Origin of the sequence: Streptomyces sp. UG1 (assembly GCF_049974585.1) — a bacterium.
Taxonomy (GTDB): Bacteria; Actinomycetota; Actinomycetes; order Streptomycetales; family Streptomycetaceae; genus Streptomyces.
Genome location: NZ_JBNGGG010000057.1, coordinates 30,710 through 43,919, shown reverse-complemented (window position 1 = coordinate 43,919; position 13,210 = coordinate 30,710). Strand labels below are relative to the sequence as shown.

Genomic DNA, 13,210 nt, shown 5'->3' with positions numbered 1-13,210 from the left:
CTCGTGAGGAGTCGCACCATGCGCAAGAACCGTCTCAGACTCGTCGGCGTCCTCGCGGCCGCCCTGGTCGCGGTCGTCGGCTCGCCCGCCCAGGCGGGCCACCAGGAGCCCACCCTCGCCGACCTCGCCCAGCGCCACGGCCGCTACTTCGGCAGCGCGACCGACAACCCCGAACTCGTCGACGAGCCTTACAAGGCACTCCTCGGCAGCGAGTTCGACCAGATCACCCCCGGCAACGGCATGAAGTGGTACGCCACCGAACCCGAGCAGGGCGTCTTCGACTTCTCCAAGGGCGACGAGATCGTGAACCTCGCCCGCGCCAATCACCAGAAGGTGCGCGGCCACACCCTGGTCTGGCACAGCCAGTTGCCGGACTGGCTCACCGGCCGCGAGTGGACGGCGACCGAGCTGAGGGCCGTACTGAAGAAGCACATCCAGACCGAGGTGCGGCACTACCGGGGCAAGATCTACGCCTGGGACGTCGTCAACGAGGCGTTCAACGAGGACGGCACCTACCGCGAGACGGTCTTCTACAAGACGCTCGGCCCCGGCTACATCGCCGACGCCCTGCGCTGGGCCCACCAGGCCGACCCGAAGGCCAGGCTCTACCTCAACGACTACAACGTCGAGGCGGTCGGCCCGAAGAGCGACGCCTACTACAGGCTGGCCAAGCAGCTCAAGGCCCGCGGCGTCCCGCTGCACGGCTTCGGCCTGCAGACCCATCTGGCGCTCCAGTACGGCTATCCGGCCACGCTGGAGGACAACCTGCGCCGGTTCGCCCGGCTCGGCCTGGACACGGCGCTCACCGAGGTCGACGTACGGATGGAACTGCCCGCGACCGAGGAGAAGCTGGCGCAGCAGGCCGACTGGTACCGGGACATGACCGAGGCGTGCCTGGCGGTGCGCCGGTGTGTGGGGATCACGCTCTGGGACTACACGGACAAGTACTCCTGGATCCCTGACTTCTTCCCGGGCGAGGGAGCCGCCCTGCCGTGGGACGAGGAACTGCGGCCGAAGCCCGCGTACTTCGCGCTGCGTCAGGCGCTGAGGTAGGCCGCGGCTGCCGGGCGTCACGGGCGTCGGTACGAGGGTCGCCCGGGACGCACGGTGGACTACGGTGCGTGAGCGGCCCCGGACACACATCGGGGCCGGCTCGCAGTCAGGGTCTGCGACCGGCCCCTGGGAGTACTCCGGGCGTCCGTCGTGCCGCCCGGTGGCGCAGCGTCTGACCGGCGTGGCCCGCCGGCGGGCGCTACGCGGCCGTCATCACCTTGCCGGTGCCCAGCGGACGGTGCGGGGCGATGATCTGGCCGTCGGGCAGGAGCTCACCGGTGTCCTCGAAGAGCAGAACGCCGTTGCACAGCAGACTCCACCCCTGCTCCGGGTGGTGCGCCACGAGACGGGCGGACTCCCGGTCGGCGGAGTGGGCTGAGGGACACGGTGGCTGGTGCTGGCACATGGAGGGGATCTTTCGCTCTGTCGTGATCGGTGAGATGGCTGTGGTGTCTGCTTCGGTGTCTGTTTCGCGGCGTGAAGCTTCGTTCATGGCCGCCCCCCGTTGTGATTAGTCGGTCGGAACCCAGTGTTGCCCCACGGGCGTCAATCCGCAGGGATTTCGCAGCACCGCTTTCTTACAGGTTGATGACGCTTCACCCGCGCGGATGGTTCATCCCAACTGCACTGTCACTTCGGGTGGTTCGCAGTGGTCGGATAGGGCTAGTCCGTGCGGACCCGGGGGCTGCGAGGGCTCGTTCGAGCGTATTGTCGCTCGTGCGAGCGAGGCCTTGACCCGTGCTTCCTCGTGCTTTCGCCTTTTTGCGCTCAGGCGAGTGTTTTCTCGCTCGTACGAGTGCTTTATGGCTCGTGCGTACGTGTTTCCTGTTGTCCGATACGAGCCTAATCCCATCGCCGGACAGCGGCGTACCCCGCCACCCGGGAAAGGCGCGGCGGGGTACGTGGGCGCTGGCGCGGGGGTGCCGTCAGGCGGGCGAGCCGAGCAGCGGGGGCAGGGGTGGCACCGGGGCCGGGGTCGCCCGGTGGGTGAGCACCGGGAGCAGCTCGGCGACCCGGTGCGGCACATGGGCCGCGATGCCGGGCGGGGCCGGGGCCAGCGGCACCAGGATGTCGGCGGGGTCGGGGTGCCCGGTGGCGCTGTCGGCGGTGCAGTCGCCGTGCAGCCAGAGGGCGAGCATGTAGAGGCCGGGGAACGACAGCAGGCGCGGCTGGTAGGGCTGGGTGACCGTCTCGGCCTGGTGCAGTGCGCGCTCGGTCGAGGCGATGTACGGGCCCTCGAAGAAGTGCGAGAAGGCCCAGCCGTCGGGGGTCAGACGGGTCTCGGCGGCGGCCACCGCGCGGCCGCCGCACCGGATCAGGAAGCGCCAGCCGGCCAGCCGGGTCGCGGACATGCCCGCCGGGGTGATCTCGTCCAGGACGTGGACGGGCAGTGGGAGTTCGGGAGTGGCCGGCCCCTGGGCGGCGCGCAGCGAGGGTGTTCGGGCTTCGCGGACCGCGGTGGGCGAGCCGAGCGCGGTGAGGACGGAGCGAAGTGCGGGCGCGGGAGCCGGGGGGACATGCAGGGGCATGGTGGGTCGCCTCTCATTCGACAGGCAATGGCGCGAGGGCGGGGCGGACGGCGCTGTCAGCTCACGGAGGTCAGAGGGCGGGGGCCGGGGTCTGGGTGCCAAGGGGGATGGGTGAGGCCTGCCGTACGTCACCTGGACGGCAGGTCCGGGACCGCGGGCGCCAACCCTCTGCCTTGATTGCGGAGTTTATACGACGAGTGTTCAGACGGTGTTTCGTCTAACCGCTTTCGGTGCACTCGGCAAGGAGTCATTCGGTCGCCGATATGCGGGAATCATCCCGATTCCCGGGTGGTGTCGCGGCGATGACCTCGGAAAAGGCCGTCAATGCGGTCGGCCAATTCTCGTCGGCATTTTTCACGAGTTCGTGAGCCGTTCGAAACTGCACAGGTGCAGCATGCCCGCTGAATGTGCCAGCGGTCACATTCGACAGGGTAGCGGGCACGGGGGCCGCGTGAGGACGTTATCGATCGCTTCGGCTGGGCATCATCCAACCTGACCCGGGAGACCGGGCGGCCGGATCCTCGGCCCGCCCATCCGAGGAGGGACGCTTCGATGGGGGAGAAGGTCGTGGCAGGTCGGTTCGATCTGTCCGATCGGCAGCACTACCGCGAGAAGCTGCGGCAGTGCCTGACGGGCCTGGAGCGGCTGCTGGCCGAGCAGCGGTTCGATCGCCCCAAGAACCTCATGGGGCTGGAGATCGAGCTGAACATCACCGGCTCGGACGGTATGCCGAAAATGTTGAATGCGCAGGTACTTGAGCGCATCGCGAGCCGTGATTTCCAAACAGAACTCGCCATGTTCAATCTGGAAGTCAACATAGCCCCACATCGATTGCAGGGGCGGGTATTCGACCGGCTGGCCGAGGAACTCCGTACGTCCCTGGCATATGCCGACCGAAAAGCGGGTGAGGTCGACGCGGGAATCCTGATGATCGGCATTCTGCCGACGCTCGACCGGGACGACCTGGTCTCCTCCAACCTCTCCGACGTCGATCGCTACGTCCTCCTCAACGACCAGATCGTGGCCGCCCGCGGCGAGGACTTCACCCTCGACATCGCCGGTGTGGAGCGTCTGACCTGCACCTCGAAGTCCATAGCCCCCGAGGCCGCCTGCACCTCCGTGCAACTGCACCTCCAGGTCACCCCCGGCCGCTTCGCCGACGTCTGGAACGCCGCGCAGGCGGTCGCCGCCGCGCAGGTCGCCGTCGGCGCCAACTCGCCCTTCCTGTTCGGGCGTGAGCTGTGGCGGGAGTCCCGCCCGCCGCTGTTCCAGCAGTCCACCGACACCCGCCCGCCCGAGCTCCAGGCCCAGGGCGTGCGGCCGCGCACCTGGTTCGGGGAGAAGTGGGTCACCTCGGCGCACGACCTCTTCGAGGAGAACCTGCGCTACTTCCCGGCCCTGCTGCCGATCTGCGACGACGAGGACCCGCTCGCCGTCCTCGACTCCGGCGGCGTACCGACGCTCGCAGAACTCGTCCTGCACAACGGCACCGTGTACCGCTGGAACCGCCCGGTCTACGGCATCGCCGACGGCGTCCCGCACCTGCGCGTGGAGAACCGCGTGCTGCCCGCCGGGCCCACCATCACGGACGTCATCGCCAACGCGGCCTTCTACTACGGCGTCGTCCGCGCCCTCGCCGAGGAGACGCGGCCGGTGTGGACCCGGCTGCCCTTCGAGGCGGCGGCCGCCAACTTCGACGCGGCGTGCGAGCACGGCATCGACGCGCGGCTGCGCTGGCCGAGACGCGGGCGGTACGGCGGCACCACCGAGGTCGACGCGGTGAGCCTCGTACGCGACGAACTGCTGCCGCTCGCCGAGGTCGGCCTGGACGCGTGGGGGGTGGAGCCGGCCGACCGGGACCTCTACCTCGGCGTCATCGAGGAGCGGTGCCGCAGGCGCATGAACGGCGCGTCCTGGCAGGCGGCCACCTTCCACCGGGCACTGGAGTCGGGCCTGACCCGAGAGGCGGCACTGGCGGCGACGACCCGCCGGTACCGCGAGCTGATGCTTCGGGGGGAGCCGGTGCACATGTGGCCGGTGGGGTTGTTGGAGCCGGTGCCGTTGGGGTGAGGGGCGGGTCCGGTCGGGAGAAGCGCTCCGCGAGCGCCTGTGGGGCTGCTTGGGTGTGCAGTCGTGGGTGTCGGCTTGTGATGAGCCGAGCTGGTTGCCGGGTGGGGTGGTCGCGCTCTGCGAGGGCGGGCGTCCATGGCGTTGCTTGGCCGTGTAGCCGTGTAGCCGTGTAGCCGTGGCGTCGGTGTGGTGAGGGGCGGGATTGTGCCGGGCTGAACTGCTGCGCGAGCGCCGCTCGTCAGCCGCGTCGGCTCGTGTTGAGGCGGGCCGCCTGGCGGGTCAGGTAGTCGCGCTCGGCGAGGTTGAGGGCCTTCTGGGCCGCCTCGGCGTACAGGCGGGCCGCCTTCGCCAGGTCGCCGTCGCGTTCGTGGAGGTAGGCCGCCGCCGCGGTGTGGCGGGGCAGGGAGTCGGGCAGTTCGGCGAGTGCTGCCAGGCCGGCGCGTGGGCCGTCGGCCTCGCCGATCGCGACCGCGCGGTTGAGGCGGACGACCGGGCTGTCGGTGAGGCCAGCCAGCTCGTCGTACCACTCGACGATCTGCACCCAGTCGGTCTCCTCGGCGGTGGGCGCGTCGGCGTGGAGGGCGGCGATGGCGGCCTGGGCCTGGAACTCGCCGAGCCGGTCGCGGGCGAGGGCCGCCTGGAGGATCCCGACGCCCTCGGCGATCGCCTTCGTGTCCCACCGGCTGCGGTCCTGCTCGGCGAGCGGCACCAGGCTGCCGTCGGCCGCGGTCCGGCCGGCCCGGCGCGCATCGTGGAGCAGCATCAGGGCGAGCAGTCCCGACACCTCGGGGTGGTCGATCGCGGCCGCGAGCTGCCGGGTGAGCCGGATCGCCTCCGCGGCGAGGTCGACGTCGCCGGAGTAGCCCTCGTTGAACACCAGGTACAGCACGCGCAGCACGGTGGCGACATCGCCGGGCCGGTCGAGCCGCACGCCGGAGACGGTGCGCTTGGCCCGGCTGATCCGCTGCGCCATGGTCGCCTCGGGCACCAGGTAGGCCTGGGCGATCTGGCGGGTGGTGAGCCCGCCGACGGCACGCAGCGTGAGCGCGACCGCGGAGGACGGGCTCAGTGAGGGGTGGGCGCACAGGAAGTAGAGCTGGAGCGTGTCGTCGACCGACGGCGTCGGTCCGGGTGCCGGCTCCTCGTCGACGCGGTCCTCACGCCGGCGGCGGGCCGTGTCCGCCCGCGTGGCGTCGAGGAACTTGCGCCAGGCGGCCGTGACCAGCCAGCCCTTCGGGTCCCGTGGCGGGTCGGCGGGCCACACCCGCAGTGCCTCGATCAGCGCCTCCTGTACGGCGTCCTCGGCCGCCGCGAAGTCTGCTCCGCGGCGGACGAGGACGGCGAGCACGCTCGGCGTGAGGCTCCTCAGCAGCGCCTCATCCATGGCATTCCGGGACGGTGGGATTCGCGGCCAGGAACGGGCGCACCTCCAGCCACTCGTGGATCGGCTTACCGCCCGCCCCGGGAGCGGCCGACAGCTCCCCGGCCAGCTCGACCGCACGCTCGTAGCTGTCGACGTCGATCACCATCCAGCCGGCGATGAGGTCCTTGGTCTCGGCGAACGGCCCGTCGGTGACCGGCGGACGCCCCTCACCGTCGTACCGGACCCACGTCCCCTCGGGGGCGAGCGCCTGGCCGTCGACGAACTCTCCGGTCTTCTCCAGCCGTGCCGCGAAGTCGGTCATGTACTGCACATGCGCCGAGATCTCCTCCGGCGTCCACTGGTCCATCGGCACGTCGTTCACCGCTGCCGGAGCGCCGCGGTAGTGCTTGAGCAGCAGGTACTTGGCCATCGTGTTCTCCTCGGTGTGCTGCGACCCATTGTGGTCGCGTTCACCCCTGGGACGGAGCCGGCCATGCGTTCTCGACATCGCCGTCCGGATTTTTTCCGGAGTCGTCGAGATTTTTTCCGACGTCGGAACCGCAGTCAGCCCTGGCGGTCCGGTGAAGCCGCCGCCACGATCGCCTTGAGGATCACCGACTGGATCTGGGCCGGGTCGCTCACCTCGTGGCCCGAGCCGCCGGTGGCCTCGGCGATGCGGTTCGCCTCCTCGCGGTCGGCGTCGGGGCCCACGGCGATCATGATGAGCGCGACCGGGCGCTCGGGGTTGGTCAGGCGCTCGAGCCGGTCGATGAGGTCGGCGCGCGAGATGCTGCCCCGGTCCTCGTTCACACCGTCGGTGAGGACGACCAGCGCGTTGAACCTGCCGTCGGCGTAGGAGCCGGTCGCCTCCTTGTACGCGGCGAGCGTGGTGTCGTACAGGCCCGTCGCCCCGTCCGGCACCGGCGCCAGATCGGCGAATGCCGCCGACAGCTTGTCGCGCTGGGTGCCCGCGCCCTTGCGGTCGCCGAGCCGGTCGGTCGGCACCAGGACGCGGTAGTCCTTGTCGCCGTCCAGCTTGGTGGAGAAGTCCCACAGGCCGATCTCGTCCTCGGCCGTGAACGTGGCGAGAGCCCGCGTCAGCGCCGCCTTGGTCACGTCCATCCGCGACCCCCCGCTGCCCGGCACCGGCTCCGACATGGAGCCGGAGGCGTCCACGACCGTGGTGATCCGCGCGCTCTGCACGGTGATCGTCCACACCCCGAGGGCCTCCTGGAGCGCGACCGCGGAGGCCGGCCGGGCCGCGGGCTCCGCGTAGGGCTGCGGACCGCTGCCGCCGGCCCCCGCGACCAGCGCGTCCGGCACCTCGTCGCCGGAGGTGCGGAAGCCGTGCCGCTCCAGCAGCCGCCGCTGCGGGGGATCGTCGAGGTAGTTCATGAACCGGATCGCGGCCCGGCTCTGATCGGTGGTCAGCCCGGTCTGTTCGAGCAGGGTGTACGGGTAGTCGAGCCGGGGCGAGCCGTCCTTCGGATAGAAGAAGTCCAGGCTCCTGTCGCCGTCCGCCGCGGAGTTGTACGCGTGCGCCGCCTGCTCGCTGACCACCAGCGACTGGTTGCGCCTCGGATTGCCCTGCTCGGTGCCCGAGGAGTCGCGCGGCAGGGTGTCCAGGACCTGGCCGTCGCTGTCGGAGATGCGCTGCGACAGCGCCTTCATCATCGCCGCGGCCTGCGTGTCCCCGCCCTCGACCCCGGCGGCGGCCGTGCTCAGCCGGGTCAGGGCCAGCAGCCCGGTCGCGCTGCGCGCGGGATCGGCCGCGCCGAGCCGGAGCGAGTCGTCGCGCAGCGCGGCACCGGCCAGCTCCAGCCAGCCGTACGTCTTCTTCGGCCAGCCCAGCGACTTCGCGGCCGTGGGCACCATCGCCACGCCGACCGGGGTGGAGGCGACATGGCCCACCGTGGAGACGTCGGGCGTGCCGCCGTTCGCCGCGAGCCGCTGGAGCCACACCTCCGAGTCCGGCACCCACACCTCGGCACCGGGGTCCTGGCCCGCCAGCAGCGCGTCCGTGACCTTGTACGGCTCGCGCGCGCTCACCGTCACGGCGACGCACCGCCCGTCCGAGGTGAGGTCCGCCTCCCGGGCCCGCTTCGCCGCCGATTCGAGGGCGGGGGCCAGATCGGGCGAGGCGGCCAGGGTCAGCCGTACCGGGTCGTCCTGGCAGGAGGAGCCGAACGACAGCAGTCCGCCTCTGACCGCGGCGGCCGTACCGCCCGCGACGGCCAGGACGAGGACCGTCGCGATCGCGACCGTACGGCGTCGTGCCCGTCGACGGGGGTCGCTGGCGCCCGCCCCATACTGATCGGGCAAGCTGTGACGTCCCATGTCGGTCGTGCCCCTCCCTGTCAGCCCTGCTGAACCACGCGCCGGAATCCGGCCGTATGGCAGGCAGAGGGGCGGTACGCCCCGTACGGCGCCCGTCCCCCCAACGGCTTGTCGCGCACGGTCTTCGTAACTGCTTTCGAGACCCTAGCGGGGCGACGATGAGGATGAGACGGGATTACTCAACTGGAGGCAGGTGTGCAGGGCGAGGCAGGCCCCGTGGCCGAATCTTTTCCGCATGAGCGGCCCTCGCGACGGATCTTCCGTGATGAGACGCTGCTTGTTCTGGGGCTTTCGCTCGGTGCGAGTGGTGTGTCCGCCCTGATCAGTTTTGTCGGTTCCGTCACCAAACCGGGCGGCCTCAAGGACCAGGCGGCCACCCTCAACGCCTCGGCCGCACCAGGCCGTCCCTGGCTGGATCTCGCCTGGCAGCTCTTCGGGATCACCACCGCGCTGGTGCCCGTCGCACTGGTCGCGCACTTCCTGCTGCGCGAGGGCGAGAGCCTGCGCACCCTCGGCTTCGACCGCACCCGCCCCTGGCCGGACCTCGGCCGCGGCGCGCTCATCGCGGCGGTGATCGGCAGCACCGGAATCGCCTTCTACCTGGCCGCTCGCGGACTCGGCTTCAACCTCACCGTGGTCCCCGAGGCGCTGCCCGCGGTGTGGTGGAAGTACCCGGTGCTGATCCTGTCCGCGCTGCAGAACGCGATCCTCGAAGAGGTCATCGTCGTCGGCTATCTGCTGCGCCGCCTGAACCAGTTGGGCTGGACGCCGGGCACCGCGCTGGTGGCCAGTTCCGTACTGCGCGGCTCGTACCACCTCTACCAGGGCATCGGGGGCTTCCTGGGCAACATGGCGATGGGTGTGGTCTTCGTGTACCTGTACCGGCGGTGGGGTCGGGTGGGACCGCTGGTTGTGGCGCATTCCCTGCTGGACATAGGGGCGTTCGTCGGTTACGCGCTGCTCGCCGGGAAGGTGGGGTGGCTGCCGACGGCGTGACCGAGAGCGACGGGCCAGGAGCCCACTAGGCGATCAACTCCCCCTCGATGACGGTCACGGCACGGCCGCTCAGCAGAGTGCGGTCGCCGCGGAGCTCCGTGCGGATGCGGCCGGAGCGGCGGGAGGCCTGAAGGCCGGTGAGCTCGGCCCGGCCGAGGCGTTCGGACCAGAAGGGGGCGAGGGCCGTGTGGGCGCTGCCGGTGACCGGGTCCTCGTCGATGCCGACATTCGGGAAGAAGCAGCGGGAGAGGAAGTCGTAGCCGCGGGCGGGGTCCTCGGCGCGGGCGGTGGCGATGATGCCGCGCCGCGAGTGCGTGCCGAGGGCCTTCAGGTCCGGGGCCAGGCCGTGGACCGTCTTCTCGTCGGCGAGTTCGAGGAGCAGGTCACCGACGTTCGGCCCGGTGTCGAAGGCACCGAGCGGCTCGGCACCCAGTGCCTCGGCGACGCCGTCCGGGATCTCGACGGGGGTGAGCGGGGCGGTCGGGAAGTCGAGCGTGATCGAGCCGTCCTCGCGGGGTGTGGCGACGAGGACACCGCTGCGGGTGGCGAACCGCACGGGCCCCTCGTGCGCACCGGTGTTGTGCAGCACATGGGCCGTGGCGAGCGTGGCGTGCCCGCACATCGCCACCTCGGCGACCGGCGTGAACCACCGCAGCCCCCAGTCGGCCTCCCCGCCCTCGGGCAACGGGTGCGCGAACGCCGTCTCGGCGTGATTGACCTCCATGGCGACGTTCTGAAGCCAGCCGTCCTCCGGGAACCTGTCCAGCAGCAGGACCCCGGCCGGGTTGCCGGCGAAGGGACGGTCGGCGAAGGCATCGACGATTCGAATCCGCATGTCGCTGACGGTAGGGGGTGTGGGGAGGGGGCGGCCAAGGCCAATTCGGGGATGCTGGACCGATTTCGCAGGGCCGGCACGACAGACACGGCAGGATGGGGCCCGCGCCTCGGGCCCTGGCGCGTGGCGTGATCCTCGCCCCCTCCCTACGCTCGATTCCAGGAGACACCGACGTGACCGAGTACTCGTTGACCCTCAGCGACCAGGAGATCGAGCGCTACCGGCTCATGGCCCAGGCCGCCGAGCGCAGGGAGCGTGGGCTGTGGGGTGTCGCCGGGGCGGTCCCCGGTGCGCGGGTCGCCGACGTGGGATGCGGGCCCGGGGCGATCTCGGTGCGGCTGGCGGACCTCGTCGCTCCGGACGGTGCCGTATGGGCCGTCGACCGTGACGGCGACGCCCTGGCCGTCGCCGCGGCCCTCGCCGAGCGCTCCGGAGTGCCGGTGCACACCAGTGTCGGATCCGCCGAGGCCACCGGGCTGCCCGAGGGCACCTTCGACCTCGTGATGCTCCGGCACGTCCTGGCCCACAACGGCGGTCACGAGCAGTCGATCGTCGACCATCTGGCCACGCTGGCCAGGCCGGGCGGCACGGTGTACCTCGTCGACATCGACGCGAGCAGCTTCCGCCTGCGGGGCGCGCCTGACGAGTTCGACGAGATGGACGAGCGGTACCGCGAGATGCACCGGCGGCGCGGCAACGACCTCACCGTCGGCATTCGCCTGGACGAACTGCTCACCGCGGCCGGACTGGAGGTCGTCGCCTTCGAGGGACACACAGAGGTCCTGACGCCGCCGCCCGGGATGCGCGGTCCCGCCTGGGCCGCCCGCGACGCCCTGGTCGCCGAGGGCCTGGCCACACCCGACGACATCGCCCGCTGGGACGAGGCATTCGAACGGGCCGAGCCTGCCCGCAGCGGGCTCCGCTTCTTCGCCGCGACCTTCGTCGCCGTCGGCCGGCGCGCCTGACACCCGGCGGGGAGGGAGGAGTCAGGGAGCGGCGGCGAAGGTCACCTCGGCTCCGGCGTGCCGGGCCTCGCGGTGGTTGGCGACAGCGAGGCCGGGCGGCCCTCGATGTCGCGGCAGTACGGGGTGTCGTATGCGGGTGTCGTGGTGGATGCGGTGGGCGTTGGCGGTGAGCGCGGCCCTTCCGGCTCGGGTACGGGCGAGTCGTCGGGCTCGGCGCCGGGTTGCCGGCGGGTGGTGCTGTCGCCCGGCCGGTGGCCGATGTCCTGCTCCTCGACCAGGCAGACGCGGCCGCGCTGCTGGAACTCCTGGCGCTCGGTGATGCACAGCAGCTCGCTGCTGCGGCTCCGTTTGGGTACGACGACGGAAGGAGATCACCGACGTCGGCGGCGGTCGCTGGGAGATCCAGCAGCGTCGCGAGGGCGGCTGCCGGGGCGGGGCGTACGGGAGTTGGAGCACGCCGACTCCTACCCCGAGGCCCTGATCGAGCAGATGAAGCGGCTCGCCGAGCCTGGCCGGGGCGACGGGTGGGCACACCGTGGTCGCCAAGCTGCTGTTGCACTTCGGTACCGAGCCGCGATCTGCCCAGCTCGGCTATAGGGGCGTGGAGAGCCGCGAGCTGTCCTTCGAGGACCACCGGGTCCCGGCCGACGTACTGCTCGGCGTCGTCGAGGGGCGCGGCTTCGCCCGGATTTCGCCCAGATGATGAAGGGCCTGGATCTGGTGGCACCAGTCCATCGGCAACTGCCTGGCCGACATGGCGACGCCCGTCGTCTCACTCCGGCCCTTGCTAAGCGAACTGTTCCGATATATCGTTGAGGCATCGCGACAGATCAACGATGGAATGGAGTGATTGCGATGCGTTCCCATGGATTCGAGCGTGGGCATGGTGGACACGGTCCGCACGGCCGAGGTGGCTTCGAGGAGCGGCTTCGCGGTGCCTTCGGGCCGTTCGGTCCGGGTGGTGGTCCCGGCGGCTTCGGTGGGCCTGGGTTCGGGCCCGGCCCTTGGGGGCCCAGGGGCCGAGGAGGACCGCGAGGCAGGGCGCGGCGGGGTGATGTGCGGGCCTCGATCCTCGCCCTGCTGAAGGACCGCCCCATGCACGGCTACGAGATGATCCAGGAGATCGCCGAGCGCAGCGGCGGGGCGTGGAAGCCCAGCCCCGGCTCGGTGTACCCCACCCTCCAACTGCTGGAGGACGAGGGCCTGATCGCCAGCGAGACCGAGGGTGGCAAGAAGCTGTTCTCGCTCACCGAGTCGGGCCGCGAGGCGGCCGACGCCGGGCCCGAGGCGCCGTGGGAGGAAGCCTCCCGTGGCGTCGACTGGGAGGCCCTCGGTGAGATCCGCCAGGCCGGCTTCGGTCTGATGGAGGCCTTCGGGCAGGTCTGGAAGACGGGCAGCAAGGACCAGCGCGACAAGGCGCTGGCCGTCATCAACGACGCCCGCAAGAAGCTGTACCTGATCCTCGCCGACGAGGACTGACCGGCGACGACGGCCTCCCCGCCGTAGGTGAGGGCGCTCCGTGGAGCAGACCGCGGGGCGCCTTCGTCCGTGCCGCGTCGGCGAGGGTGTTCAGGTCACCAGGCCCGCCAGCTTGCGCAGCGACTCGTTCAGCGCCGCCGTGGCCGAGTCCTTGAGCTTGCCCGCCATCAGCGACACCGCCGCGCCCGTGAACTCGCCGTCGATGCGCACCGCCGTGGCGCCGTCGCCGTCCGGGGTGAGCGTGTAGCGGGTGGCCACGGTCACCGCCATCGGGCCCTTGCCGCGCATCGCCAGCACCCGCGCCGGGTCCAGTTCCTCGATGGTCCACTCGACCTCGGCCGGGAACCCCATCAGCTTCATGTTCTCCTGGAAGGTCCCGCCCACCTCGAGCGCCGTGGGGCCGCCGCCCGGGAAGCTGGTGTGGGTCGCGTTCCACTGCCCGTAGGCCGGCCAGTCCGTGAGCTGTGCCCAGATCTTCTCGGCCGGTGCCTCGATGCGTGCCTCCGCGCTGACTTCGGCCATGCGACCACCCCTTCGTCTCGGGCTACGGTGTCGCGGAACGTAGCCGTGGGGGCCGGAACAT

Annotated in this window: 14 protein-coding genes; 6 read left to right on the top strand and 8 right to left on the bottom strand. The window is 71.0% G+C overall.

Annotation, left to right across the window (positions count from 1 at the left end; translation table 11 throughout):
- Positions 1-18: 18 nt before the first annotated feature.
- Positions 19-1,053 (top strand): endo-1,4-beta-xylanase, encoded by a 1,035-nt coding sequence (locus tag ACP4J3_RS44620; protein WP_426542907.1) that lies wholly within the window; start codon positions 19-21, stop codon positions 1,051-1,053.
- A 199-nt stretch (positions 1,054-1,252) separates the two neighbouring features.
- Here ACP4J3_RS44620 and ACP4J3_RS44615 read toward each other — a convergent pair whose 3' ends face one another.
- The 3 genes from ACP4J3_RS44615 to ACP4J3_RS44605 all read right to left on the bottom strand — a co-directional run bounded on the left by ACP4J3_RS44615 (position 1,253) and on the right by ACP4J3_RS44605 (position 3,003).
- Positions 1,253-1,459 carry a DUF5999 family protein gene (locus ACP4J3_RS44615; RefSeq protein WP_194048343.1) on the bottom strand — a complete coding sequence of 69 codons (207 nt, stop codon included), beginning with the start codon at positions 1,457-1,459 and terminating at the stop codon, positions 1,253-1,255.
- A gap of 520 nt (positions 1,460-1,979) precedes the next feature.
- Entirely contained in the window at positions 1,980-2,582 is a 603-nt protein-coding gene (locus ACP4J3_RS44610) for a hypothetical protein (RefSeq protein ID WP_426542905.1), read from the bottom strand.
- A gap of 247 nt (positions 2,583-2,829) precedes the next feature.
- Positions 2,830-3,003: a hypothetical protein gene (locus ACP4J3_RS44605; protein ID WP_426542903.1), complete on the bottom strand. Its 174-nt coding sequence runs from the start codon at positions 3,001-3,003 to the stop codon at positions 2,830-2,832.
- Between the two features lie 131 nt (positions 3,004-3,134).
- Between ACP4J3_RS44605 and ACP4J3_RS44600 the strand changes: the two genes are divergently transcribed.
- Positions 3,135-4,652: a glutamate-cysteine ligase family protein gene (locus ACP4J3_RS44600; protein ID WP_426542901.1), complete on the top strand. Its 1,518-nt coding sequence runs from the start codon at positions 3,135-3,137 to the stop codon at positions 4,650-4,652.
- A 238-nt stretch (positions 4,653-4,890) separates the two neighbouring features.
- Here ACP4J3_RS44600 and ACP4J3_RS44595 read toward each other — a convergent pair whose 3' ends face one another.
- From ACP4J3_RS44595 to ACP4J3_RS44585, 3 genes are all read right to left on the bottom strand, one after another.
- A complete protein-coding gene (locus ACP4J3_RS44595) occupies positions 4,891-6,036 on the bottom strand; it encodes an RNA polymerase sigma factor (RefSeq protein WP_426542899.1) in 1,146 nt (381 codons plus the stop codon).
- Positions 6,029-6,445, bottom strand: coding sequence for a YciI family protein (locus ACP4J3_RS44590; protein ID WP_426542897.1), 417 nt, complete (start codon positions 6,443-6,445; stop codon positions 6,029-6,031). The genes ACP4J3_RS44595 and ACP4J3_RS44590 overlap by 8 nt, the downstream gene beginning before the upstream one ends.
- Positions 6,446-6,579: 134 nt before the next feature.
- Positions 6,580-8,352, bottom strand: coding sequence for a substrate-binding and VWA domain-containing protein (locus ACP4J3_RS44585; protein ID WP_426542895.1), 1,773 nt, complete (start codon positions 8,350-8,352; stop codon positions 6,580-6,582).
- A gap of 195 nt (positions 8,353-8,547) precedes the next feature.
- On the opposite strand from ACP4J3_RS44585, the gene ACP4J3_RS44580 reads away from it, so the two are divergent.
- Entirely contained in the window at positions 8,548-9,348 is an 801-nt protein-coding gene (locus ACP4J3_RS44580; protein ID WP_426542893.1) for a CPBP family intramembrane glutamic endopeptidase, read from the top strand.
- A gap of 25 nt (positions 9,349-9,373) precedes the next feature.
- Here the strand turns inward: ACP4J3_RS44580 and ACP4J3_RS44575 are convergent, their stop codons facing one another.
- Positions 9,374-10,183 carry a PhzF family phenazine biosynthesis protein gene (locus ACP4J3_RS44575; protein WP_426542891.1) on the bottom strand — a complete coding sequence of 270 codons (810 nt, stop codon included), beginning with the start codon at positions 10,181-10,183 and terminating at the stop codon, positions 9,374-9,376.
- 173 nt (positions 10,184-10,356) lie between these two features.
- On the opposite strand from ACP4J3_RS44575, the gene ACP4J3_RS44570 reads away from it, so the two are divergent.
- From ACP4J3_RS44570 to ACP4J3_RS44560, 3 genes are all read left to right on the top strand, one after another.
- Positions 10,357-11,148 (top strand): methyltransferase domain-containing protein, encoded by a 792-nt coding sequence (locus tag ACP4J3_RS44570; RefSeq protein ID WP_426542889.1) that lies wholly within the window; start codon positions 10,357-10,359, stop codon positions 11,146-11,148.
- A gap of 535 nt (positions 11,149-11,683) precedes the next feature.
- The gene (locus ACP4J3_RS44565; RefSeq protein ID WP_426542887.1) at positions 11,684-11,851 is read left to right on the top strand and encodes a hypothetical protein; all 168 of its coding nucleotides are present in this window, start codon (positions 11,684-11,686) and stop codon (positions 11,849-11,851) included.
- Positions 11,852-12,003: 152 nt separating this feature from the next.
- Positions 12,004-12,627, top strand: a complete 624-nt coding sequence (locus ACP4J3_RS44560) for a PadR family transcriptional regulator (protein ID WP_426542885.1) — start codon at positions 12,004-12,006, stop codon at positions 12,625-12,627.
- A gap of 90 nt (positions 12,628-12,717) precedes the next feature.
- Here ACP4J3_RS44560 and ACP4J3_RS44555 read toward each other — a convergent pair whose 3' ends face one another.
- On the bottom strand, positions 12,718-13,149 hold the full coding sequence (locus tag ACP4J3_RS44555; protein ID WP_426542883.1) for a type II toxin-antitoxin system Rv0910 family toxin: 432 nt from the start codon (positions 13,147-13,149) through the stop codon (positions 12,718-12,720).
- Positions 13,150-13,210 lie beyond the last annotated feature (61 nt).